The sequence below is a fragment of the Pseudomonas pergaminensis genome, from assembly GCF_024112395.2.
GTDB lineage: Bacteria > Pseudomonadota > Gammaproteobacteria > Pseudomonadales > Pseudomonadaceae > Aquipseudomonas > Aquipseudomonas pergaminensis.
Genome location: NZ_CP078013.2, coordinates 516,199 through 541,729, shown reverse-complemented (window position 1 = coordinate 541,729; position 25,531 = coordinate 516,199). Strand labels below are relative to the sequence as shown.

The following is a 25,531-nucleotide window of genomic DNA, read 5'->3' as shown; positions in this document are numbered from 1 at the left end:
CACCCTATTCGCGGGCAAGCCCGCTCCCACATTTTGACCGCGATCAGACCTGAGCTGGCAAGCGCTGATCGATGAGTTTGTACAACGCACTCTCCGATGGCCAGTTACGCATGAACCGTGCACGGTCCTTGGCGTACGCCGGGGCGAAGCTGGCGGTGGAGGTGTGTTGGCACATCGCGTCCAGGTCGATGAGGGACCAGCGGTCCTTGTCCCAGAACAGGTTATGCCCCTTGAAGTCGCCATGGCTGATGCGCTCGCGGATCAGTTCGGCAAACAGGTGATCCAGCGCCAGCAGTTCGTTTTCCGGGGCGTCGCCGTTTTCAACGTACGGCGCGAAGCGTTCGATGATGTCCGGGCCAGGCAGGTATTCGGTGATCAGGTACGCGCGGCCGCGCAGCCACAGGAAGCGCTTTTCCAGCACGGCCAGCGGTTTGGGCGTGGCGATGCCGAGGAAGGCCAAGCGGTTGCCTTCGCGCCAGGAATGCCAGGCTCGGCTCGGGCGCCAGAAGCGCTTGAGCCAGTGGGCGAAGCCTTTGATGTTGTAGCGCTTGATCACCAATGGCCGACCGGCCACTTCAACCTTGGCCACGCTGGCGGCGCCACCGGTCTTGTACAAATGCCCCTGGTCCAGCAGCGTATCGGCCTGCTCCAGCACGGGCAGCATCGCCGCTTCTTCTTCGCGACGAATCGCGCGCAAGGCGAAGGCGCCTCGCACCACGCTGAACAGCGTGCATTCGCGACCGACCTTGTTCAGGAAGTCCCGGAGACGCCAGGCGCTGACTTTGCGCACCTGTTTCTCCAAAGCTTCCAGCGGCAGGGCGTGCTCGCCATTGGCAAGCAGGTAATAAACCAGCAGCTCTTCGGTGAACGGCGCGAGATTTTTTGGCAATTGGGCGAAAAACACCCCGAGGTTTTCCAGCACACGGTTGCGCGACAGCGGCTTGCCCGCCTCTTCGGCGCGGATCCCGGCGCCATCGATCAGGTAAAGCTTGCCGTCCTGACGCAGCAGATTGTCCAGGTGCAGGTCTTCCTGCCAAAGCCCCTTGGTGTGCATCTGCGCAATTGCGCCCAGCGCTTCGGCCAGCACTGCGGTTTGTTCGTCCGCCAACGGCGGCAACCCTTCGACGGCCTGCCAGGCATCCGCCAGGCTTTCGGCGCCCTCGATGAATTCGAACAGCAACCAACCGCCCTCGCCTTCCTGCAAGCCATCGGCCAGCAACAACGGTGTGGTCAGGCCTTGCTCGGCCAGCAAGCGCACGCCGCTGAGTTCACGCTGAAAGTGCCGCGCGGCCTTGCTGCCCACCAGTAACTTGGCCAATACCGGACGGCCGCGCCAGACGCCCGCGCCCACGTACCGCTCGCCCGGCAACACGCGCAACAGGCTCAGCAGTTGCAACTGGCCAGGGCCCGCCGCATCGGCCAGCGTCAGGGTCAGGGGCAAGTCCGGCGTGCGGCCGGCGCTTTTCAGCTCGGACAAACGCATCAACGGTTTTCCTTGTGGCTGCGGCGGGCGGTCAATTTCTGTAGCCAGGTGGCGACCAGCGCGCTGTCTTTGGGTTGGTCGAGGTAGGCGGCCAAGAGCTGGCGCACTTGCTCGTCAGACCACTGCGGCGCCCGGCGCAACAGCGGCTCCAGGTCCTTGACCCGATCGCGCCAGCCGAACAGCAGCGGGCGGGTTTTCTCCAGGTCGATCAACTGCGCGGCATAGCCGTCACCGGTGGCCTGCATAAAAATATGCTTGGGGTAAAAACAGCCATGCACCTGGCCAACGCCGTGCAGCCGACGCGCCAGTTGGCCGCAAGCCAACAGGATCGCGCTGTGCTGGGCGTCGCTCAACTGCGACCACTGCTCCAGCAACGAATCCAGGTCATTCCAACCGTCCAGCGCACGGGTCAGCAGCATCGCGCGGTGCTCGCCGGCGACGTTACGCTCGCCATAGAACGCGGCCTGCAAGGCAGGGATGCCGAGCTTGCGGTAACGGCTGATATTGCGAAATTCGCGGGAGAAACTCGGCTCGCCAAAGGGCCGGTGCAGGCTGCGCGTCAGGTAGTTGCTCTGGCGCTTGAGGTAGTAACCGTGGCCGTCGAGTTCGAGGCGAAACACGCTGCTCCAGCCCCCGCGACTGGTATTGGGTTCGTCCACTGCGTCCAATTGCTTGGCCCACAGGGCGTCGAAGGTCGCCAAACCGTTGCGCTCCAGTAGCGCACGGTCTTCAGCCGCCAGGAAATCACTCATTCGCGTCCCTCGAAAAACTTCACCACGTGGCGAATACGCTCTTTATCCGATGCACTCAGGTGCCGGCGCTGACGGTATTGCATGTAGAACCGCAGGCGCTGGGTGGCGGACAGGTGATACTTGGCCACCTTGTCCAGGCAGGCCAGGTCTTTGGTGATGCGGTACTTGAGCCAGAACCCGCGCCAGAAATCGCCGTTGGGGCAGTCGATCAGGTACAGCGTGGACTGATCGTCGATCAGCAGGTTGCGCCACTTCAAGTCGTTATGGGTAAAGCGGTGATCGTGCATGGTGCGCGTGTATTCGGCGAGCTGGCGGCTCACCGCGTCGACCCACTTGGGGTCGCGCAGGCGCGCATCGTGACGCTCGGCCAGCACCGACAGGTCTTCGGTCCTCGGCAGTTCACGCGTGATCATCGCCCCACGGTCGTAGGCCAGACCCTTGCGCTCCAGGCCCCAGGCGACCACATCCGCCGTGGGAATGCCCCACTTGGCGAAGCGCTTGAGGTTCTGCCATTCGGACTTGACCCGCGGCTTGCCCAGGTAGCGCCGCAGGCCCTTGCCGGCGCCGGTGTAGCGTTTGACGTAATAATTGACCCCGCCACGCTCCACGCGGATCACTTCTGACAGTGGGTCGCGGGTCAGCCGCTCGCCCTGCAGGGCGAACACGGCTTCGAGGCTCCCAAAATCATCCGCCAGGTGGGCGTAAGCAGGTTCCAGGTTCCAACCCGCCATCAGATCGCATCCCCGTAACGTTGCTTGCGCGCATAGAGCTTGTCGGCCTTGCGCTGCATCAGGCTCAACGACGCCGATTGCTCGGCCAGGATCTGGCGAAGCGGCTGGCGGAAGTAGCCCTTGAGGAAGCGCAATTTGTCGCGGCGGGTCAGGCCGATCTCCAGCGCCGAGTAGTACAGCGCGGACAGGTCCTTGTCGCGCCAGCGCAACGGCAGATGGGCGCGCAGTTGCGCGCGGTGCAGGTCGATCACCGACAGCTTGATGTTGTTCGCGTCGATAGGTTTCGACGTATCCAGCAAGAAGTGGCACAGGTAGCAATCGCGATGATTGACGCCACCCCGGTGCATGTCGCCCACCATGCGCGCCAGCTCGGCCGTGAGGGCGTGCCGCAACGCGGGGGCAGGCGGTTGCGTCACCCAGTTGAGGGTTACATCTTCGAGGCTGAGGGTCGGCGCCAGCTCTTCGGTGATGATGAACGAGTGCTGGTCCGCCGGGTTGCTGCCCTTCTCGCCGAAGGCCACGCCGGTCATCGTCGGCACGCCGAGTTCCTGCAAGCGATGAATCGCCGACCACTCAAGGCCGGCGCCGAGTACCGGCAGCTTGGCGGTGATCAGGTTCTTGAAGATCTCGCCCCAGCCGATGCCACGGTGGATCTTCACGAAATACGGACGGCCATCCACCTCGGTACGCAGGGTGCGACGCGCCGCCAGTTCACGGAATACTTCACCTTGCAGTTTCTCGACTTCGGCAAAGGCATCAAGCCCGGCCCACAAAGTCTTGAACGGTTCGGCAAGAATCAACTTCATCGTTTTGGCTCCGCCAGAATCACATCCGCAGCGTGCTGCGGCATGCTGTAGAGGTCGGCCGTCTCAGCGAAGGCCAAGCCATTGCGGCTCCAGGCCGCGCGCTGTGCAGTGTCGGTGAGCATGTGCGTCAGGTACTGGTTGAGCTGGTTCTGTTCGAACGGCTCATCCAGCACCAGGCCGCTGTCGGCTTCAGCGATGTAATGGGCATACCCACATACGGCCGAGACCAGCACCGGCAACCCGGCCACCAGGGCTTCAAGCAATACGGTGCCGGTGTTTTCGTTGTACGCCGGGTGGATCAACAGGTCGGCGCCCAGTAGAAAACGCGGGATATCACTGCGGCCCTTGAGGAACTGCACGTTGTCCCCCAGGCCCAGCGTCGCACTTTGCAATTGGAATACTTTGGGGTCGTCCTGGCCGATTACAAACAGGCGCGTGCGTTTTTTCAGCTCCGCCGGCAGCGCGGCCACGGCCTTGAGGCTGCGGTCGACACCCTTGGTCTTGAAGCCCGAGCCAATTTGCACCAGCAGCAGGTCGTCAGCGCCCAGGTTGAATTCCTTGCGGAACCCTTCACGGATTTCGGCGGCATTCGGCGGCGCACGACGGTCCTGGGCAATGCCCGGCGGCAGCAGGTGGAAGCGTTCCAGCGGCGTGTCGTAATGCTTGATGAACAGCGGCTGCTGCACTTCGGAGATCATCAGGACTTCAGTCTTGGCCTCCTTGGCGAACACCGCGCGCTCGTAATCAGCGAAGTGCTTGTAGCGACCAAAATAGCGGTACAGCGAGTGGCGCAGGTTTTGCGCCTTGTCTTCAAAGCAGCCGTCGGCGGCGTAGTACACATCCAGGCCAGGCATTTTATTGAAGCCGATCAAGCGGTCCACCGGGCGCTTGGCCAGGTCGGCGGCCATCCAGGCACTGAGCTTTTCGTTGCGCCGATGGTTGAAGAACGCCTTGACCGGCGCCACCAGCACTTCAAAGCCGGGTGGGATATCGCCTTCCCAGATCAGCGTGTAGACACGAATCTGATGGCCGCGCTGCTGGCACTCCAGGGCGATGCGCATGAAGTCACGCTGCAGGCCCCCGAAGGGGAAATATTTGTACAGAACAAAAGCCAGTTGCATCAGTGCAGCTCCTCAGCCAATAACAACGTGCTCAGTCGGCTTGCCACACGCTCAGGGTTCAGGCGCGTGAAGCACAGGGGCGACTCGCGCTTGATGTCGAACCGACGCAGGTCGTCGGCCGTCGGTTGATAGGTACAGTGTTTTTGCAGGCACGGCGCACAGGGGAAGTCGCTGGCCAGGTGAATCTGGCCCTTGCCGTAGGCGCCGGTGAGGCCAGGGTTGGTCGGGCCGAACAGGGAAATGGTCGGCACATCCAACGCGGCAGCCAGGTGGCCGAGACCGGTGTCCACCGCCACACAGGCGCGGGCGCCGGCCAGTACCCGGGCGACACCGGCCAGGTTCAACTTGGGCAGTACTTCGGCGTTTTGCAGGCCCTGGGCCAGGCGTTCGGCGCGGGCTTTTTCGGCGGCGTTGCCCCACGGCAATTTCACGTCCACGCCCAGGCGCCCCATGCGTTCGGCCAGTTCGCGCCAGTAGGCTTCGGGCCAGTGCTTGGTGTCCCAGGTGGTGCCGTGCAGCAGCAGTACAAAGGGTTTCTTGGGCGGTAGGCCGAGCAGTTTTTCGACACTCAGGCCGTAATCGCCCAGGCCCTTGGGCAGGTCGTAACCCAGCGCTACGGCAAACAGCTGGCGCAGGCGCTCCACCGCGTGTTGCCCACGGGCCACGGCCAGGCGCCGGGAATAGAAGCGCGCAGCGATGGGCTCTCGGGCCGAGTTCTTGTCGAACCCCGCCACCGGCGCCCGCACATAGCGGGTCAACCAGGCGCTTTTGAGCAGGCCCTGGGCGTCGATCACCAAGTCGTATTTGGTCGACTGGATGCGCTGCTTGAAACGCCGCCATTCGCCACTCTTGATGGTCTGCCAGAGGTTCTTGCGCCAGCGGCGGATCGCTACCGGGATCACCTTGTCGACCGCCGGGTGCCAGGTGGGGATCTCGGCGAAGCCCTCTTCCACCACCCAGTCGAATTGAATGCCGGGGATCGCCCGCGCGGCATCGGTCAGTGCCGGCAAGGCATGGATCACGTCGCCCAGGGATGAGGTCTTGATTACCAGTACGCGCAAACTATCGGACCTCGACCACAGAGCCCTGCAACCGCTGCAAGGCCTCGTTCACCGGCTGCGGCAGTAATTGCCGCATGCAGTTGTAGTGACCGAAACGGCAGGTGCGATCAAAACACGGGCTGCACTCCAGGCCCAGGCGCACCACTTCGACCTGGTCGGCCAATGGCGGGGTGAAGCCCGGCGAGGTGGAGCCGTACACCGCCACCAGGGGGCGGTTCAGCGCCGCGGCCACGTGCATCAGGCCGGAGTCATTGGACACCACCGAATCGGCGCAGGACAGCAAGTCGATGGCCTCGGCCAGGGACGTGTCGCCGCTGAGGTTCACTGCCTCTTCGCGCAGGCCCGGAATCAGGCGCTGGCGGATGTCCTCACCCACCGGGTGGTCCTTCTTCGAACCAAACAGCCACACCTGCCAGCCTTCGCGGATCTTGGCCTCAGCGACCTTGGCGTAATGCTCCGACGGCCAGCGCTTGGACTCGCCAAACTCAGCCCCGGGGCACAAGGCCAATACCGGGCGATCCAGGGTCAGGCCGAACTTGGCCAGGGCGGCGTCGCGGCTCAGCGGGTCGATCTGCAAGCTCGGGCGCGGATACGGCTTGGGCAACTCGGCACCCGGCTCATAGGCCAGGGCCATGAAGCGTTCGATCATCAGTGGGTAGCGGGCTTTGTCCAGCGTGCGCACGTCATTGAGCAGCACGTAGCGGAACTCGCCACGCCAGCCGGTGCGCTTGGGGATGCCGGCAAAGTAAGGCACCAACGCCGACTTGAGCGAGTTGGGCAGCAGGATCGCCTGGTCGTATTCGCCCGCCAGGGATTTACCGATGCGACGGCGCGTTGCCAGTTCCAGGGCCCCGTGGCCGAGCGGGAAGCTCAAGGCCTTGCGCACTTCAGGCATGCGCTCGAGGATCGGCCGGCTCCACTCGGGGGCGAGCACGTCGATCTGGCAGTCCGGGTAACGCATGCGCAGGCACTGGAACAGTGTCTGCGCCATCACCATGTCACCGACCCAACTGGGCCCAACGATCAGAATATTCATGTAGTTTCCACAAACGATGCGGGGAGGCCTGTGCCTCCCCGCATCGAAAATTTCTGTAGGTCGCGCTTTATCTGGGAGCTGGCTTGTGTGGGAGCCGGGCTTGCCCGCGATGCAGGCGCCTCGGAATACCAGTAATACCGAGGTGATGCAATCGCAGGCAAGCCAGCTCCCACACAAGCCCGGCTCCCACATAAAGCCGATTTCCACATTGGATTGGCGTCATTCAATTAATCAGCTTAACCCCAGCTCTTTCCAGATTCGCATCACCTGGCGCCGTTCGTCGGCGAACTGATCCCCGGCCACCGTACCGGCCTCGTTTTGCAAGGCCTGGCGGTGCGCAGCGGAACGGTAGGCCTTATACACCTCGCGCAGCAAATGGGCATCGGCGGCGGGCATCAAGCCCACCTGCTCCAGGCCTTCCAGAATGCGGATATTGTCGGTGTAGCGCAGCAACGATGGATGTTGCGCAGACCACGCCAAAGCCGCGTATTGCACCATAAATTCAATATCGACGATACCTCCGGCGTCCTGCTTGAGGTCGAACGCCGCCGTGGCCTCGAAGGCATTGGCGCCAGTGCCGGCCGCCGTGGTCTTGGTGCCCAGGTTGTCGCGCATCTTGGCACGCATCTCGCTGACCTCCTGGCGCAGCTTCGCCAGGTCGCGCTCCTGCCCCAACACTTTAGCCCGTACCTGCTCGAATGCCTGTCCCACATCCTGGCTGCCCACCAGCACCCGCGCGCGGATCAGCGCCTGATGCTCCCAGGTCCAGGCTTCATTTTGTTGATAGCGGTCAAACGCGCCCAGCGAACTCACCAGCAAACCAGACGCGCCGGAAGGCCGCAGGCGCATGTCGACTTCGTACAACTGGCCGGAGTTGGTCTGCGTGGTCAGCAAGTGAATGATGCGCTGGCCCAGGCGCGTAAAGAACTGCGCCCCGTCGATCGGCTTGGCGCCATCGGTTTCCGCTTGTGGATCGCCATCGTGGATAAACACCAGGTCCAGGTCCGAACCATGCCCCAGTTCGATCCCGCCGACTTTCCCATAACCGACAATGATGAACCCAGGATCGCACAGGGTCCCGTCCAAACGCTGCGGCGAGCCGTGGCGCGCGACAGTCTGGCGCCAGGCCAGGGCCAGCACTTGTTCGAGGATGGCCTCGGCGAGCCAGGTCAGGTAATCGCTGACTTTCATCAGCGGCAGGCTGCCGGCGATTTCCGAGGCGGCCACGCGCAGGCGGTGGGCCAGCTTGAAGTGCCGCAGGGCCTCCATCTGTTGCTCCAGGTCGTCCTCCGGGATGCGCGTCAGGCGCTCGCGCAGCTCGGCAGCCAGCTCCGGCGCCAACGGTGGCTTGAACAGGCGGCCTTCGTTGAGCAATTCATCGAGCAACAGCGGGAAGCGTGTGATCTGCTCGGCGATCCACGGGCTGGCGGCGCACAGGGTTAACAGCCGACGCAGGGCGTCGGGGTTTTCCGTGAGCAGCACCAGATAAGCGGAACGCCGGGCGACGGCTTCCACCAGCGGCAGCACGCGTTCCAGCACCAGGTCCGGGTTGGCATGCTCAACAGCTTGGGCGAGTAGGCGCGGAATAAAGGCATCCAGCCGTTCGCGCCCCAGGCGCTGCATGGCGCGCAGTTGCGGGCTGCCACGCAGGCCGGCCAGGGCCTTGAGTGCCTTGGGCGCATCGGTGAAACCGCCTTCGGCCAGTTGGCGGCAGGCTGCGTCTTCGTCTTGGGACTCTTCCCACAGCGGCAACCACTCACCGCCCACGACCAATTCGCTTTCTTCGCCCTCTTCTTCGTCCGGATCGGCAATCACTTGGCGGAAGTGCCAGTCCACGCGACCGCGCCAGTGCATCAGGCGCTCATGGAAGGCGGCCCAATCAGCAAAGCCGAGCATAAAGGCAATGCGCGCCTGGTCTTCCGGACTGTCCGGAAGCATCTGCGTCTGCCGGTCGGCAATCGCCTGGATCGCGTGCTCGGTGTACCGCAGGAATTCGTAGCCATTGCGCAACTCGGCGATCACCGCAGGCGGCAGGTAGCCCTGCCCTTCCAGCGTGCCAAGCACCTTGAGCAGCGGCCGCTGTTGCAGGCTGAGGTCGCGACCGCCGTGGATCAGTTGGAATGCCTGGGCGATAAATTCCACTTCACGGATGCCACCCGAGCCCAGCTTGATGTTGTCGGCCATGCCTTTGCGCCGCACTTCCTGCTGGATCAACTGCTTCATGGTGCGCAGCGCTTCGATCGCGGAGAAGTCCAGGTAGCGGCGGTAGACGAACGGCCGCAGCATGTCGAGCAATTGCGCGCCCGCTGCCTGGTCGCCGGCGACCACCCGCGCCTTGATCATGGCGTAGCGCTCCCAGTCACGGCCCTGATCCTGGTAGTACTGTTCCAGAGCGTTGAAGCTGAGCACCAGCGCGCCCGCCGAACCGTAAGGGCGCAGGCGCATGTCGACGCGGAACACGAAGCCATCGACGGTCATCGGGTCGAGGGCCTTGATCAGTTTTTGACCAAGTCGGATAAAGAATTCCTGGTTGTCCAGGGAGCGTTTGACGCCAACGGTCTCGCCGCCTTCGGGGTAGGCGAAGATCAGGTCGATATCCGACGACAGGTTCAGCTCCACGGCACCGAGCTTGCCCATGCCGAGGATCACCATGTGCTGCGGCTCGCCGCTGCGCCGGCCGGTGGGCGTACCGAACTGCACGCAGTGGCGCTGGTACAGCCATTGGTAGGCCTGGTCGATGCTGGCGTCGGCCATGTCGGACAGGTCGCGGCAGGTTTGCACCAGGTCCGCCTGGCGGGTGAGGTCGCGCCAGATGATGCGCACTTGCTGGCGCGTACGCTGGCGACGCAGCACGCGGCCCAGCTCATCTTCTGTTTCGGCTTGTTGCACAGCGCCAGCGATCTGCCCGCACAGCTCGCCGGGCGCAAAACCACGGTCCAGCTCGCCCCAGGCCACCAGCTCCAGCAACATCAAAGGGTCACGAACACTCTGTTCAATGACGAAATCACTGGCGGCGCACACGCGGGCGAAGTCGGCCCACCGTTGCGGCGTCCACGCAGAAAGTCCATGATCGTCGTCCAGCGCGGCCACTGCGTCACGAAATGACTGCTCGGCCCGCTGGGCTTTTGGCAAAAGAATGGCTGGCAGTTCGACCAGCGTTGGAAGGCTCATGGTCTATCCTTGATCGGCGCGTAAAGGGCGTGTAGTTGTGAACGCAAGAACCACGCTCTATGAAGGACTGTCGAACAAAGGTGATAAATAGCTGAAATTAATTTCATTTTGGCAGCCAACATCAAACTTTCACCTTTTCTTGTTCGCAAAAGATCAACAATAACGATTATGCTCACCAGCCAGACCGAGCCATACGCTCAGTCTTGTGTAGTTTTACTACTCGTATATACATTCGAAAGGCTGAAATGGCCGACGATTTGTAGTAAAACTACAGGACGCCGAAGCAACCTTCGGCCATCCAAGAATTTATGTCGTCTGCCCACAAGGCCAGTCGCAAACTTCAGGCAACCGATTCTGGTAGCCTTTCCGCCCTGGAGCAAGCCATGCAAGACCTCGATCCCGTCGAAACCCAGGAATGGCTGGACGCCCTGGAATCGGTTCTCGACAAAGAAGGCGAAGACCGTGCTCATTACCTGATGACCCGTATGGGCGAACTCGCGACCCGCAGCGGCTCGCAACTGCCTTACGCCATCACTACGCCATACCGCAACACCATCCCCGTTACCCACGAAGCACGCATGCCTGGCGACCTGTTCATGGAACGCCGCATTCGCTCGCTGGTACGTTGGAACGCCATGGCGATGGTAATGCGCACGAACTTGAAAGATTCGGACCTGGGCGGTCACATCTCCAGCTTCGCTTCCAGCGCAACCCTGTATGACATCGGCTTCAACTACTTCTTCCAGGCCCCGACCGACGAACACGGCGGCGACCTGATCTACTTCCAGGGCCACACCTCGCCAGGCGTCTACGCCCGTGCGTTCATGGAAGGCCGCATCACCGAAGAACACATGAACAACTTCCGCCAGGAAGTGGACGGTAACGGCCTGTCGTCGTACCCGCACCCTTGGCTGATGCCTGATTTCTGGCAGTTCCCGACCGTTTCCATGGGTCTGGGTCCAATTCAAGCGATCTACCAGGCACGTTTCATGAAGTACCTGGAAGCCCGTGGCTTCATCCCTGAAGGCAAGCAGAAAGTCTGGTGCTTCCTGGGCGACGGCGAGTGTGACGAGCCGGAATCCCTGGGCGCCATCTCCCTGGCCGGCCGCGAGAAGCTGGACAACCTGATCTTCGTCATCAACTGCAACCTGCAGCGCCTCGACGGCCCGGTTCGCGGCAACGGCAAGATCATCCAGGAACTCGAAGGCGTGTTCCGCGGTGCTCAGTGGAACGTGACCAAAGTCATCTGGGGCCGTTTCTGGGACCCACTGCTGGCCAAGGATGTCGACGGTATCCTGCAACGTCGCATGGACGAAGTCATCGACGGCGAGTACCAGAACTACAAGGCCAAAGACGGCGCGTTCGTGCGTGAACACTTCTTCAACACGCCTGAACTCAAGGCGATGGTTGCCGACCTGTCCGACGACGAGATCTGGAAACTCAACCGTGGCGGCCACGACCCGTACAAGGTCTATGCGGCGTACCACGAAGCGGTCAACCACAAAGAACAACCGACTGTCATCCTGGCCAAGACCATCAAGGGTTATGGCACCGGTGCCGGCGAAGCGAAGAACACCGCGCACAACACCAAGAAAGTCGATGTCGACAGCCTGAAGTTGTTCCGCGACCGCTTCGACATCCCGGTCAAGGACGAAGAGCTGGAGAACCTGCCGTTCTTCAAGCCGGAGCCGAACAGCGCCGAAGCCCGCTACCTGGCCGAGCGCCGCGCCGCACTGGGTGGTTTCGTGCCACAGCGTCGCGCCAACAGCTTCAGCGTACCGACGCCAGACCTGAGCACCCTCAAGGCTATCCTCGACGGCTCGGGCGACCGTGAAATTTCCACCACAATGGCTTTCGTGCGCATCCTGGCGCAGCTGGTCAAGGACAAGGACATCGGCCCGCGCATCGTCCCGATCATCCCGGACGAAGCCCGTACCTTCGGTATGGAAGGCATGTTCCGTCAGTTGGGCATCTACTCCTCCGTCGGCCAGCTCTACGAGCCAGTCGATAAAGACCAGGTGATGTTCTACAAGGAAGACAAGAAGGGCCAGATCCTCGAAGAAGGCATCAACGAAGCGGGCGCCATGAGCTCCTTCATCGCTGCCGGTACTTCGTACTCCAGCCACAACCAGCCGATGCTGCCGTTCTACATCTTCTACTCGATGTTCGGTTTCCAGCGTATCGGCGACCTGGCTTGGGCAGCAGGCGACAGCCGTACCCGTGGCTTCCTGATCGGCGGCACCGCCGGCCGTACCACGCTGAACGGCGAAGGCCTGCAACACGAAGACGGTCACAGCCACATCCTGGCTGCCACCATCCCGAACTGCCGCACCTTTGATCCTACCTACGGCTACGAGCTGGCGGTGATCATCCAGGACGGCATGAAGAAGATGACCGAAGAGCAGCAGGACGTTTTCTACTACATCACCGTGATGAACGAGTCCTACCAGCAACCTGCCATGCCGGCCGGTGTCGAGGAAGGCATCATCAAGGGCATGTACCTGCTCGAAGAAGACACCAAGGAAGCGGCGCACCACGTACAGCTGATGGGCTCCGGCACCATCCTGCGCGAAGTGCGTGAAGCGGCGAAGATCCTGCGTGACGAGTTCAACGTCGGCGCTGACGTGTGGAGCGTGACCAGCTTCAACGAACTGCGTCGCGATGGCCTGGCCGTAGAGCGTCACAACCGCCTGCACCCTGGCCAGAAGCCACAGCGCACCTTCGTCGAAGAATGCCTGACTGGCCGTAAAGGCCCGGTGATCGCATCGACCGACTACATGAAACTGTTTGCTGAACAAATTCGCCAGTGGGTCCCGTCCAAGGAATTCAAAGTCCTGGGCACCGACGGTTTCGGCCGCAGTGACAGCCGCAAGAAGCTGCGTCACTTCTTCGAAGTTGACCGTCACTTCGTGGTGTTGGCAGCCTTGGAAGCCTTGGCTGACCGTGGTGAGATCGAACCTAAGGTGGTGGCTGACGCTATCGTCAAGTTCGGGATCAACCCGGAAAAACGCAACCCACTGGACTGCTGAGGAGATTTTTTGTGAGCGAACTCATTCGCGTACCTGACATCGGCAGCGGTGAAGGTGAAGTAATCGAGCTGTTTGTGAAGGTCGGCGACACCGTCGAAGCCGACCAGAGCATCCTGACCCTGGAGTCGGACAAGGCGAGCATGGAAATCCCTGCTCCCAAGGCCGGCGTGGTCAAGAGCCTGAAAGTGAAGCTGGGCGACCGCCTGAAAGAAGGCGACGAACTGCTGGAGCTGGAAATCGAAGGTGCCGCTGATGCGGCCCCTGCGGCGGCTCCTGCTGCCGCTGCTGCACCTGCCCCTGCTGCTGAAAAACCGGCTGCTGCCGAGGCCGCTCCGGCCCCGGCCGCTGCCCCTGCCGCCGCTAGCGTCCAGGACATCCATGTCCCGGACATCGGTTCGTCGGGCAAGGCCAAGATCATCGAGCTGCTGGTCAAGGTGGGCGACACCGTCGAAGCCGACCAGTCGCTGATCACCCTGGAGTCCGACAAGGCCTCCATGGAAATCCCTTCGCCGGCTGCCGGCGTGGTGGAAAGCATCGCGGTCAAGCTGGAAGACGAAGTCGGCACTGGCGACTTCATCCTCAAGCTGAAAGTACAAGGCGCTGCACCTGCTGCCGCTCCAGCACCAGCGGCCGCTCCGGCTGCCAAGGCTGAATCGGCTCCGGCTCCGGCTGCTGCCGCCCCTGCGCCTGCTGCCAAAGCAGAGGCTGCTCCGGCCCCTGCTGCTGCCGCTCCAGCGGCAAGCGGCGCCAAGGTGCACGCCGGCCCTGCCGTGCGTCAGCTGGCCCGTGAGTTCGGCGTTGAGCTGAGCGCTGTGTCGGCCACTGGCCCTCACGGTCGCGTGCTGAAGGAAGACGTGCAGGTTTACGTCAAGGCCATGATGCAGAAGGCCAAGGAAGCGCCAGCTGCTGGCGGCGCTACCGGTGGTTCGGGCATTCCGCCGATCCGCACCGTCGACTTCAGCCGCTTCGGCGAAATCGAAGAAGTGCCGATGACCCGCCTGATGCAAATCGGCGCGGCCGGCCTGCACGCCAGCTGGCTGAACATCCCGCACGTGACCCAGTTCGACCAGGCCGACATCACCGACCTGGAAGCTTTCCGCGTTGCGCAGAAAGCCGTGGCCGAGAAGGCCGGCGTGAAGCTGACCGTGCTGCCATTGCTGCTCAAGGCGTGCGCGCACCTGCTCAAGGAGCTGCCGGACTTCAATGCTTCGCTGGCGCCAAGCGGCAAAGCGATCATTCGCAAGAAGTACGTGCACATCGGCTTTGCGGTCGACACCCCGGATGGCCTGCTGGTACCGGTCATCAAGAACGTCGACCAGAAGAGCCTGCTGCAACTCGCTGCGGAAGCCGCTGCACTGGCTGCCAAGGCCCGCGACAAGAAGCTCACCCCGGACGACATGCAGGGCGCATGCTTCACCATCTCCAGCCTCGGCCACATTGGCGGCACTGGCTTCACGCCAATCGTCAACGCGCCGGAAGTGGCGATCCTGGGTGTGTCCAAGGCCACTATCCAGCCTGTGTGGGACGGTAAAGCGTTCCAGCCGAAGCTGATGCTGCCACTGTCGCTGTCCTACGATCACCGTGTGATCAACGGCGCCGCCGCTGCACGCTTCACCCAGCGTCTGAGCCAACTGCTGAACGATATCCGCACTATCCTGCTGTAAGTCGCCATGGCCTCCTCTTCACCGAGGAGGCCTGGCTGCAACGATTTTCGAGCGCCACGCTCGTACCTCAACCCCGCCACTTGGCGGGGCTTTTTTTGCCTGTTGCCCCGTAGGAAGCTGGACACACAAAACAGGTTTGTACACCTTCCATCACCTCGATTGCAGAAATCCCTCTCGCGGCCGATAACCCCCTTATAGCACTTAGCCTTCATCCTCTCTTGTCAGCCCGCGCCGCATGATGCAACCTTGCCGCAGGCAACAGAAAAGAGGGCGTGAGCCCGGCGCCGTGCGCGTTATTTCAAGTGAGTCTCCCCCATGAAAAGCCAACCCGATGTCGCCCGAATGGCGGCCGAGGTAGTGACGCAGTTACCGGTGCCTTCGCGCCTCGGTATGCTGCGTTTCGAGCGGCTTAATGAGGCAAGCTGGGCCCTCCTTTACCTCGACCCCAACTGCGAGCGCCAATTCGGCCTGCCGGCGGTCGAGCTGTGCGCCCTGCTCGGCACCCCCTACGCCAGCCTGATGGAGCCCCAGGCGCGCTATGAGTTGCACGACACTATCCAGCAGCAACTGACCCATAGCCCTCACTACCTGGTGCGCTACACCCTGCACACCAGCGACGGCCCACTGAGCCTGCTGGAAATGGGCGAAGCCTACAAACAACACAATCGCCACCTGCTGCGCGGCTACTTGATGGTGGTCGATGGCCTGTTCAGTGAAATCCCCACTGCGGCCCCGACGGCAGACCTGGAGAACCAGAACAGCCGCCTGCAGATCGCCCTGGAACTCAACCAGCGCGCCCAGCAGGAACAGCTGCAGCACCTGGAGCGGGTGCGCGCCCAACAGGAGCTGATCCTGCTGCTGGCCCGCCATCGCTACACCACCAATAATTCATTGCAAGAAGCCGCCGAGCTGATCACCCGCAGCGCCTGCGATATCTATCAGATTGACTGCGCCAGCATCTGGAACCTCGAAGGCCATCATCTGGTGCCGATCTCGGCCTACCACCGCGACAATCAGCAGCACCATTTGCCCGACCCCATTGATGCCAGTTGTTTCCCGGACTACCTGGAGGCCTTGCACACCAGCCGGGCCATCGACGCCACTAACGCGATGCGCGACCCACGCACCCGGGAAATGGCCGACAACCTGCGCGCCAACGACATCCACGCCATGCTGGACGCCAGCATTCGCGTCGATGGCCAGGTGGTGGGCGTGCTGTGCCTGGAGCAAAGCGGCAGCACGCGTGCCTGGCAGGCCGATGAAATCGCCTTCGCCGGCGAGCTGGCCGACCAATTCGCTCAAGTGATCAACAATCACAATCGCCGCACCGCCACCAGCGCCCTGCACCTGTTCCAGCGTGCCGTGGAACAAAGCGCCAACGCTTTCCTGCTGGTCAACTGCGACGGCGTCGTGGAGTACGTCAACCCGAGCTTCACCGCGATCACCCAGTACAGCGCCGAAGAGGTCCACGGCCACCGCCTGGCCCAGTTGCCGGCGCTGGAGAACCTCAGCGAATTGCTCTTCGATGCACCGTCGAGCCTGGCCAAGAGCAACAGTTGGCAGGGCGAATTCAAGAGCCGACGCAAAAACCTCGAACCCTACTGGGGCCAGCTGTCGATCTCCAAGGTGTACGGCGACAACCGCGAGCTGACGCACTACATCGGCATCTACGAAGACATCACCCAGACCAAACTGGCCCAGCAGCGCATCGAGCGCCTGGCCTACACCGACAACCTGACCAACCTGGGCAACCGCCCGGCGTTCATCCGCAACCTCGACGAACGCTTTGCCCGTGACAGCGACAGCCCGATCAGCCTGTTGCTGGTGGACATCGACAACTTCAAGCGCATCAACGACAGCCTCGGCCACCAGACCGGCGACAAACTGCTGATCAGCCTGGCGCGCCGATTGCGCAACAGCCTGAGTGCCGGTGGCAGCCTGGCGCGGTTTGCGAGTAACGAGTTTGCGGTGTTGCTGGACGATACCGACCTGGAGAGCGGCCAGCAGGTTGCCAGCCAACTGCTGGCAACCCTCGACAAGCCGATGTTTGTCGACAACCAATTGATCAGCGTCACCGGCTCCGTGGGCCTGGCGTGCGCGCCGCTGCATGGCCGCGACCCGCAGACCCTTATGCGCAACGCCGGCCTGGCCCTGCACAAGGCCAAGGCCAATGGTAAACACCAGGTACAGGTGTTTACCGAAGCGCTGAATGCCGAGGCCAGCTACAAGCTGTTCGTCGAGAACAACCTGCGCCGCGCCCTCACCCAGAACGAGCTGGACGTGTTCTATCAGCCCAAGCTGTGCCTGCGCAGTGGCCGTTTGCTGGGCATGGAGGCGCTGCTGCGCTGGAACCACCCGGAAAAAGGCATGATCCGCCCGGACCAATTCATCAGCGTGGCTGAAGAGACCGGCCTGATCATCCCTATCGGCAAATGGATCGCGCGCCAGGCCTGCCGCATGAGCAGGCAGTTGACCGCCGCGGGCATGGGCAACCTGCAGGTGGCGATCAACCTGTCACCCAAGCAGTTCTCCGACCCGGACCTGGTGGCTTCGATTGCCACGATCCTCAAGGAAGAACAACTGCCGGCCAACCTGCTGGAGCTGGAGTTGACCGAAGGCTTGCTGCTGGAAGCCACCGAAGACACGCGCCTGCAGCTTGATCAATTGAAGAGCTTTGGCCTGACCCTGGCCATGGACGACTTCGGCACCGGCTACTCGTCGCTGAGTTACCTGAAAAAATTCCCCATCGACATCATCAAGATCGATCGCAGCTTTATCCACGAGATCCCGGACAACCAGGACGACATGGAAATCACCTCCGCGGTGATCGCCATGGCGCACAACCTCAAGCTCAAAGTGGTCGCCGAGGGCATCGAGACCGCCGAGCAACTGGCGTTCCTGCGCCGCCACCGCTGCGATGTGGGCCAGGGTTACCTGTTCGACCGGCCGATACCCGGCGCAGAGCTGCTGGCGATGCTAAAACGCTACCCGCGCGGGCCAATCGCCTGACAGCGCTGTAACACTCGGGCACACTGACGGTCTGACAATTTACCGCTAACTCAACCTGACGAGAGGACTGATCATGGCCTTGCGCTCGGAAATTCTGGTGAACAAAAACGTGCTGCCTACCCAAGAACAAGCTCTGCCTGGCCGTGAAACCCCGATGGCGCTGCCAGAGACTCACTTCGTCAACGGCAACCCGCTGCTGGGCCCGTTCCTTGATGACGTCGGCTTTGCAATCTTCGGCCTGGGCTGCTTCTGGGGTGCCGAGCGTCGGTTCTGGCAGCGCGATGGCGTGGTCAGCACCGTGGTCGGCTACGCCGGCGGCTACACGCCGAACCCGACCTATGAAGAAGTCTGCTCGGGCCTGACCGGCCACAGCGAAGTGGTGCTGGTGGTGTATGACCAGGCCAAGGTGAAATACGAAGACCTGCTGAAGATGTTCTGGGAACTGCACAACCCGACCCAGGGCATGCGCCAGGGCAATGACATCGGCAGCCAGTACCGTTCGGTGATCTACGCGACCACGCCGGAGCAACTGGCAGCGGCGCAGGCGAGTGCCGAGGCGTACCAAGGCGAACTGACCAAGGCCGGCCTGGGTGCGATTACCACTGAGATCGAAGAAGCCCCGACGGTGTACTTCGCCGAGGCGTATCACCAGCAGTACCTGGCGAAGAACCCGCAGGGCTATTGCGGTATTGGCGGCACAGGCGTGACCTGCCCGATCTGAAGCCATTTTGTGGTTACACAGGTCCCCTGTGGTGAGCGAGCTTGCTCGCGCTGGGGCGCGAAGCGGCCCCAACAAGGCCGCTACGGTTTTTCAGATAGACCGTGGTGACTGGTTTTGGGGCTGCTACGCAGCCCAGCGCGAGCAAGCTCGCTCACCACAACAGCCGCCCCCCCCGCAAATTGATCAGCGTTGCTGACTACTCAGCGATCAGCCAATCCATCTGCCAGCCACCCTGGGTCTGACCGAGCTTCTTGGACAGCCATGGCAGCAGCTCACGCAGCTCCTCTTCCAGGCCCCACGGCGGGTTGGCGATCGCCAGGCCCGAACCCGTCAGGGTATTGGGCGTATCCAGCGGGTGCACCAGCAATTCCACACGCAACAACTTCGGTGCACCGGTACCGGCCAAGTCCTGGTAGAAACGGCGCAGCATGCGCTGGTCTTTCACCGGGTACCAGATCGCCGCGACGGTCTGGCGCATGCGGCCCACGGCTTCCTTCAGGGACGCCGCGCAGCGTTGCATTTCGTCGAGTTTCTCGAACGGCGGGTCGATCAGCATCAACGCGCGCTTTTCCGGCACCGGCAGCAGCGCACGCGGCACATGCCAGCCTTCGCCCAAGTGCACTTTGACGCGGCGATCACCCTTCATGTTGTCCTTGAGCAACACACCGTCTTCCGGGTGCTTTTCATTGAGCAGCACGCGGTCCTGGGGGCGCGTCAGGCGTCGCGCAAGTTCCGGCGAACCGGGGTAGTAGCGCAACTCGCCATCCGGGTTCATTTCATGCAGCACGCGCATGTAGTCGGCGGTCAGCGGCGGCAGGTCATTTTCGCCCCACAGGCGCGCGATGCCTTCCAGGTATTCACCGGTGCGGTTGGCCTGGTCGCCTTGCAGGTCGTACAGACCGATCCCCGCATGGGTGTCGAGGTAGGCGAACGGCTGCTCCTTGCGCGACATCAGGGCGATGAGGCGGGTCAAGGTCAGGTGTTTGAAGACATCGGCATGGTTGCCGGCGTGAAAGGCGTGACGATAATTCATGGTTGCTCCTGCGCAGGGGGCGAAGTTTACCTTTTACGCGGGCGTTGGTGCAGTGCGGCGTGCCGGGCGGTGCTTATGTCAAAAAGTCAGGGTGACGCCCGGAAAAAATCTAAATGCTCACGCCGGGGCAGATTTATTGTGGCAATCCACAATCCAGGGAGGTCACTAACCATCATGAAAGACGCCACCATCGCGCTGCACCACGGTTTCAAATCGGACCCGACCACCAAGGCCGTCGCCGTGCCGATCTACCAGAACGTCGCCTTTGAATTCGATAACGCCCAGCACGGTGCCGACCTGTTCAACCTGGACGTGCCAGGCAATATCTACACGCGCATCATGAACCCCACCAATGACGTGCTGGAACAGCGCATTGCCGCACTTGAAGGCGGTATCGCAGGCCTGGCGGTGTCGGCCGGCAGCGCGGCGATCCACTACGCGATTCAGACCCTCACCCGTGCCGGCGACAATATCGTCACCACCCCGCAGCTCTATGGCGGCACGTACACCTTGTTCGCCCACTTGCTGCCAAGCTTCGGCGTCGATGTGCGTTTTGCCCGCGATGACTCTCCCGAAGCCATCGCGGAGCTGATCGACGACAACACCAAGCTGGTCTACTGCGAAAGCATCGGCAACCCCGCGGGCAACATCATCGATATCGAAGCGCTGGCCAATGTCGCCCACGCCCGTGGCGTGCCGCTGGTGGTGGACAACACCGTGGCCACGCCGATCCTGTGCAAGCCGATCCAGTTCGGCGCCGATATCGTGGTGCACTCGGTGACCAAATACATCGGCGGCCACGGCAATTCCCTCGGCGGTGTGATCGTCGACAGCGGCACGTTTCCCTGGACGAAATATCCGCAGAAATTTCCCGGGCTGAATAACCCAGAGCCCGCCTATCACGGCGTGGTCTACACCGAAAAATTCGGCCCCGCCGCCTTTATCGCCCGTGCTCGCACCGTTCCGCTACGCAATACCGGCGCGGCGCTGGCGCCGATGAACGCTTTCCTACTGTTGCAGGGCCTGGAGACCCTGGCCCTGCGCATGGAACGCCATACCGAAAACGCCTTGAAAGTTGCGCAGTTCCTGCAAGGCCACGCCGACGTGGAATGGGTCAGCTATGCCGGCCTGCCCGATCACCCTCATCACGCGCTGGCGCAGAAATACCTACAGGGCAAACCCTCGGCGATCCTCTCCTTCGGCCTCAAAGGTGGCTATGCGGCCGGCGTGCGCTTCTACGACGCCCTGCAAATCTTCAAGCGCCTGGTGAATATCGGCGATGCCAAATCCCTGGCCTGCCACCCCGCCTCCACCACCCACCGGCAGATGAACGAGCAGGAACAAGCCAAGGCTGGTGTGAAGCCGGAAATGATTCGCCTGTCGGTGGGCATCGAGGCGATCGAAGACCTGATCGAAGACTTGCAGCAGGCACTGGAATCAACGCAGCTCTGAAGACAGGTAGTCGGCCAGCGACTGATAACTGATATCCGTGCCGCGCGCGAAGTAAGCGACCTTGTGATGCAAGGTCGTCGGCGCAAAGGCGATATGAAGGTCGGGTCGTTGTTCTTCGAGCCATTGCAGCAGATTGTGAATAAGGGTCTGCGGCGATTGCTCCGCCAGGTGCTCCACCAACCCGGCGGGCACCCGCCACCATGGGCTGGTTTTGGCGGCAGTGACCGGGCCAGTCTTAACGTCCAGCGGTTGGCCATTGATCAGGTAACGCTGGAACACCGGCAATATCTCACCCCCCCACTGCTGAATGATCGGCAGAAACTGCACCCCATCCCAAAAGCGCAGAAACACTTCCTGGCCATCAGGCAGATACACCTTGGTCAGGCTTTGCAGGTGTGCAACCACCCTCTCCAATGGGCTCGACGAGATGGCCAGCCAGCCCCAATCCGTAGCGTCAGTGGAAGCCGCCCATTCAAGGAAAGGGCTGCCCGGCTCGACGATTCCCACATAGGGCATCACCTCATCCCATGTCGCATAGGCCGTGCCGGCCCAAACGGGCTGTGGCGGGGCGCCGCCGAGTAGCGTACGCCAAGCGTCCAAGGGTTTGGCGTCACTGGCAGCGCTCATGACCGCGAAGATTTTTTCACCAGCAAGCAAGCTTTGCAGCATCGGCATAAAGTCCTTTCAAGATGCACGTCAATTGAGATTGCATTGGCCCTTCTTGCAACGCTCGCACTCTTCGCAGAACGGCGCGCTGCGCTTCAGGCTGGCAACTTGCGCCCGACTCAGAGGCGCAGGAATAACTGCCAGCAACGTGTCCTTCAGCCCAGGCATCAACGGCGCTGCCGCCGGCACGGGCGAACTACCCAGTTGAATGGGTACGCTGCTGAAAATGCCGCCGGCAGACAGGGTGATTGACTGCCCACCTGCCTGAATCGTGACCGTCGCCCCCGCATCGATAACGATGCTTTGCCCTGCGCCTATTTGAATGGTCTGCCCGGCGCGTACCTGCTGCGAGCCATTGACTATCAAGTGATCGTCCTGCTTGAGGTCGGTCAGGCGATTGCCATGGGTAATGCGTTGTTCTTCGCCTTGCAGTTCGTGATGAGACTCGCCGCCTACGGTCACCCGGTGGTCATGCAACACATGCTGCGTCCAGTCTCGCTGGGCCCGCAGGTAGATCTCCTCGGCGCCCTTGCGATCTTCGATGCGCAATTCGTTGTAACCACCCCCACCGGGGCTGCTTTGGCTGCGCAAGATACTGCGGGTCTTGTCTGCCGGCAGGTCGAGGGGCACCTGCGTTGCCGCGTTGGGTAAGCAGCCCATGACCAACGGCATGTCCATGTCGCCATTGACGAAGCCCACCAGCACTTCCATGCCGACTCGTGGGATCAGCACCGACCCATAGCGATCATGCGCCCACCCACTGGCAACCCTCAGCCAGCAACTGGAATGATCGTTATAGTCACCGGCGCGGTCCCAGGCCAGTTGCACCTTGACCCGGCCGTACTCATCGCAATGGATTTCACTGTCGACGGGGCCGGTGACCACGGCTTGCTGATAACCGGAAACCATTGGCCGCGCATGCTCCTCCACCGGCGGACGGAAAATCACGTCCCATGGTGCGGCGCTGAATTCGTTGCGATACCCCTGGCGAAAATCCGCGCCTGCCGCCTCGGTCACAGCCTCTTCCAGCACCTGGGGTTGCTTGCCCTCGTGGGTCACCTGCGTTACCAGCCACAGGTCATTCCATTCGTCGCGCGGATGACCGCTCAGCTTGAGGAACCTGCCACTGGCCAATGCCGGCTCATCCCCGCTGCCATGGGCGATGCGGTAGTCACTGCGATGGCGCTCCAAGCCACGTTGTGCCAGGTATTTTCCATGGGCGCGGTCGCTGAAGTGACCGGGGTAAACCTGCATTTCAAGCTTCGGAAGCTGCTCGCCAGCCACCGCACTTTCAAGGCCCAGCCGCGGTTTGCGAAAGTCGTAATCGCGCAGGTTCATGGCCGTGGTGCGGGTCTGCACCTGCACCGTAAACCGCTTGATCGCCGGGGTATCCGCCACCATCCCGGACCCGGGGGTGTAAGGCGTGGGCGGGTCGGCTTGGGCAAAGACGGTCTGGTCATCGCCAAAGACCAGCAAATGCCCCTCGGCCGAATGCTGGAAGTGATAGTGAATGCCCAACTCCCCGCACAGCCGCTGGATGAACGCCAGATCCGTCTCGCCAAACTGCACGCAATACTCGCGTTCGGGGTAGGTACCACTGAGGCGGAATTCGAAACGATCCGCCTGGATACCCTGCCCCTCCAGCACTTGCGCGACAATCTGCGGCACCGTCTTGTGCTGGAAAATGCGCTGGTGGCTGCTGTGATCCAGATAGGCAAGCTGCGGCACGAGCGTCATCTGATAACGCGTCAGCCGCCGACCCGAATCACCCTGCGCCATACGGTAAACCAGGCCATGAACACCATGGCCGTGCTCATCGAACCCCAGGTACACCGGGTGATGCAGCAGGCCTTCAAGATCCAGATCAGGTTGCTCACTGACCAGTTCGAGCTCGAAACGATAGGGCCGGCTGATGGATTCGTCCCCCTTGAATTCGAACACCTTGAACTCACTGGGCGCCCCGTCGAGGGACAGGGTAAAGGCACTTTGATTGGCAGGAGCGAACATCCGGTGTTTCTCTGCGAGGGATGGGAGGCGGATTTTGCATCACTGTTCCGCCCTGCTGAGCACGGCCCAGATAAATCAGTAAAACCCTACACAGACACGTCAGAATCCTCTTCGGAGCGACGTAAAACACACGCAAAAAAAGGCCCGCCATCCGTAGGACGCGGGCCTTTTTTTCAACTCACCAGGCGCTTAACGCCCGGCGAATTACTTGTTGAGGTTGTAGTCTTTTTCCGCAGCATCAAAACGCTCGACCATACCCGCCGTCGGTGCGCCCATCTTGCTCACGAAGTAGATCGCGAGGCTGGCAAAGATGAAGCCTGGGATGATTTCGTACAGGCCCAGCAGCTCGAAGTGCTTCCACACGATCACGGTGATCGCGCCGACCAGGATGCCGGCCAGTGCGCCGTTGCGGGTCATGTTTTTCCAGATCACCGAGATCAGCACCACAGGGCCGAAGGCAGCACCGAAACCTGCCCAAGCGTAGCTCACCAGGCCCAGAACACGGTTGTTCGGGTTGGCGGCCAGGGCGATGGCGACCAGGGCCACCAGCAGCACCATGGCACGGCCGACCCACACCAGTTCAAGCTGGGAGGCAGTCTTGCGCAGGAAGGTCTTGTAGAAGTCTTCGGTCAGGGCGCTGGAGCACACCAGCAGTTGGCAGCTCAGGGTGCTCATGACGGCAGCCAGAATGGCCGACAGCAGCACGCCGGCGATCCATGGGTTGAACAGCAGCTTGGCCAGCTCGATGAACACACGCTCGTGGTTCTCGTTGACCGGGCCGGCCACTTCCGGGTGCGCCGAGAAGTACGCGATACCGAAGAAGCCCACCGCCACGGTGCCGCCCAGGCACAGGATCATCCAGGTCATGGAGATGCGACGTGCGTTGGCAATCGACTTCACCGAATCTGCCGCCATGAAACGCGCGAGGATGTGCGGCTGGCCGAAGTAACCCAGGCCCCAGCCCATCAGCGAGATGATGCCGATGAAGGTGGTGTTTTTCAGCATGTTGAAGTTGTCAGGGTTCTTGGCTTCGATCGCCAGGAAGGTGGTATCGACACCACCGGTCGCCAGCAGCACGATGATCGGCGTCAGGATCAGCGCGAAGATCATCAGTGTGGCTTGTACGGTATCTGTCCAGCTCACCGCCAGGAAACCACCAACGAAGGTGTAGGCGATAGTCGCTGCTGCACCGGCCCACAGCGCGGTCTCGTAGGACATGCCGAAGGTGCTTTCGAACAGGCGGGCACCGGCGACGATGCCGGAGGCGCAGTAGATGGTGAAGAACACCAGGATCACGACGGCGGAGATGATCCGCAGCAGGCCGCTCTTGTCTTCGAAACGGCTGGAGAAGTAATCCGGCAGCGTCAGGGCGTCACCGTTGTGCTCGGTCTGTACCCGCAGGCGACCGGCGACGAACAGCCAGTTGAGGTAGGCACCGACGATCAGGCCGATGGCGATCCAGCTTTCCGACAGGCCAGACATGTAGATCGCGCCCGGCAAGCCCATCAACAACCAGCCGCTCATGTCGGAAGCGCCGGCCGACAAGGCAGTCACCACGCTACCGAGGCTACGACCGCCGAGGATGTAATCGGAAAGGTTGTTGGTGGAGCGATAGGCCATGAAGCCGATCAGCACCATTGCTGCGATGTAGATCACGAACGTGATCAGGGTTGGATTACTAACGCTCATAAGAGTGACGCCCTGGCTTTGTTTTTATGTAGCGGCGGTCTGTCAGACGGCCCCCCACTGGAAGTAGGTAGACGTAGCTGCGTGCCGCGCATTTATGACT

At 61.9% G+C, this 25,531-nt stretch carries 17 protein-coding genes; 5 read left to right on the top strand and 12 right to left on the bottom strand.

The annotated features are described in order from the left end of the window. Positions 1–43: 43 nt before the first annotated feature. From KUA23_RS02400 to glnE, 8 genes are all read right to left on the bottom strand, one after another. Positions 44–1,483, bottom strand: coding sequence for a lipopolysaccharide kinase InaA family protein (locus tag KUA23_RS02400; protein ID WP_078046557.1), 1,440 nt, complete (start codon positions 1,481–1,483; stop codon positions 44–46). Next, a complete protein-coding gene (locus tag KUA23_RS02395) occupies positions 1,483–2,235 on the bottom strand; it encodes a lipopolysaccharide kinase InaA family protein (RefSeq protein ID WP_078046556.1) in 753 nt (250 codons plus the stop codon). The genes KUA23_RS02400 and KUA23_RS02395 overlap by 1 nt, the downstream gene beginning before the upstream one ends. Further along, the gene (locus KUA23_RS02390; RefSeq protein ID WP_099492867.1) at positions 2,232–2,966 is read right to left on the bottom strand and encodes a lipopolysaccharide kinase InaA family protein; all 735 of its coding nucleotides are present in this window, start codon (positions 2,964–2,966) and stop codon (positions 2,232–2,234) included. The genes KUA23_RS02395 and KUA23_RS02390 overlap by 4 nt, the downstream gene beginning before the upstream one ends. Further along, positions 2,966–3,772 (bottom strand): lipopolysaccharide core heptose(I) kinase RfaP, encoded by an 807-nt coding sequence (rfaP, locus tag KUA23_RS02385; RefSeq protein ID WP_078046554.1) that lies wholly within the window; start codon positions 3,770–3,772, stop codon positions 2,966–2,968. Before rfaP ends, KUA23_RS02390 begins: the two co-directional genes overlap by 1 nt. Further along, positions 3,769–4,893, bottom strand: a complete 1,125-nt coding sequence (locus tag KUA23_RS02380; protein WP_078046553.1) for a glycosyltransferase family 4 protein — start codon at positions 4,891–4,893, stop codon at positions 3,769–3,771. The genes rfaP and KUA23_RS02380 overlap by 4 nt, the downstream gene beginning before the upstream one ends. Continuing rightward, entirely contained in the window at positions 4,893–5,954 is a 1,062-nt protein-coding gene (gene waaC / locus KUA23_RS02375) for a lipopolysaccharide heptosyltransferase I (protein ID WP_099492868.1), read from the bottom strand. Before waaC ends, KUA23_RS02380 begins: the two co-directional genes overlap by 1 nt. 1 nt (position 5,955) lies before the next feature. Next, a complete protein-coding gene (gene waaF, locus KUA23_RS02370; RefSeq protein ID WP_078046551.1) occupies positions 5,956–6,990 on the bottom strand; it encodes a lipopolysaccharide heptosyltransferase II in 1,035 nt (344 codons plus the stop codon). Between the two features lie 231 nt (positions 6,991–7,221). Continuing rightward, on the bottom strand, positions 7,222–10,161 hold the full coding sequence (gene glnE / locus KUA23_RS02365) for a bifunctional [glutamate--ammonia ligase]-adenylyl-L-tyrosine phosphorylase/[glutamate--ammonia-ligase] adenylyltransferase (RefSeq protein WP_100491648.1): 2,940 nt from the start codon (positions 10,159–10,161) through the stop codon (positions 7,222–7,224). Between the two features lie 383 nt (positions 10,162–10,544). Here glnE and aceE point away from each other — a divergent pair, with 383 nt between their 5' ends. The 4 genes from aceE (at position 10,545) to msrA (ending at position 18,584) form a co-directional block, all read left to right on the top strand. After that, positions 10,545–13,190 carry a pyruvate dehydrogenase (acetyl-transferring), homodimeric type gene (gene aceE / locus KUA23_RS02360; protein ID WP_078046549.1) on the top strand — a complete coding sequence of 882 codons (2,646 nt, stop codon included), beginning with the start codon at positions 10,545–10,547 and terminating at the stop codon, positions 13,188–13,190. An 11-nt stretch (positions 13,191–13,201) separates the two neighbouring features. Next, the gene (aceF, locus tag KUA23_RS02355) at positions 13,202–14,854 is read left to right on the top strand and encodes a dihydrolipoyllysine-residue acetyltransferase (protein WP_252993393.1); all 1,653 of its coding nucleotides are present in this window, start codon (positions 13,202–13,204) and stop codon (positions 14,852–14,854) included. A gap of 315 nt (positions 14,855–15,169) precedes the next feature. Further along, positions 15,170–17,863 carry a putative bifunctional diguanylate cyclase/phosphodiesterase gene (locus tag KUA23_RS02350; protein ID WP_099492871.1) on the top strand — a complete coding sequence of 898 codons (2,694 nt, stop codon included), beginning with the start codon at positions 15,170–15,172 and terminating at the stop codon, positions 17,861–17,863. Between the two features lie 73 nt (positions 17,864–17,936). Next, positions 17,937–18,584, top strand: a complete 648-nt coding sequence (gene msrA / locus KUA23_RS02345) for a peptide-methionine (S)-S-oxide reductase MsrA (RefSeq protein ID WP_078046546.1) — start codon at positions 17,937–17,939, stop codon at positions 18,582–18,584. A 196-nt stretch (positions 18,585–18,780) separates the two neighbouring features. Here msrA and KUA23_RS02340 read toward each other — a convergent pair whose 3' ends face one another. After that, positions 18,781–19,617: a 23S rRNA (adenine(2030)-N(6))-methyltransferase RlmJ gene (locus KUA23_RS02340; protein ID WP_078046545.1), complete on the bottom strand. Its 837-nt coding sequence runs from the start codon at positions 19,615–19,617 to the stop codon at positions 18,781–18,783. A 174-nt stretch (positions 19,618–19,791) separates the two neighbouring features. Here KUA23_RS02340 and KUA23_RS02335 point away from each other — a divergent pair, with 174 nt between their 5' ends. Then, a complete protein-coding gene (locus tag KUA23_RS02335) occupies positions 19,792–21,069 on the top strand; it encodes an O-acetylhomoserine aminocarboxypropyltransferase/cysteine synthase family protein (protein WP_078046544.1) in 1,278 nt (425 codons plus the stop codon). Here the strand turns inward: KUA23_RS02335 and KUA23_RS02330 are convergent. The 3 genes from KUA23_RS02330 to putP all read right to left on the bottom strand — a co-directional run bounded on the left by KUA23_RS02330 (position 21,055) and on the right by putP (position 25,431). Next, positions 21,055–21,738: a DUF4123 domain-containing protein gene (locus tag KUA23_RS02330; RefSeq protein WP_346356370.1), complete on the bottom strand. Its 684-nt coding sequence runs from the start codon at positions 21,736–21,738 to the stop codon at positions 21,055–21,057. The genes KUA23_RS02335 and KUA23_RS02330 overlap by 15 nt on opposite strands. 27 nt (positions 21,739–21,765) lie before the next feature. Next, positions 21,766–23,742, bottom strand: coding sequence for a type VI secretion system Vgr family protein (locus KUA23_RS02325; protein ID WP_252993392.1), 1,977 nt, complete (start codon positions 23,740–23,742; stop codon positions 21,766–21,768). 204 nt (positions 23,743–23,946) lie between these two features. Beyond that, positions 23,947–25,431: a sodium/proline symporter PutP gene (gene putP, locus KUA23_RS02320; protein WP_078046541.1), complete on the bottom strand. Its 1,485-nt coding sequence runs from the start codon at positions 25,429–25,431 to the stop codon at positions 23,947–23,949. Between the last annotated feature and the right edge of the window lie 100 nt (positions 25,432–25,531).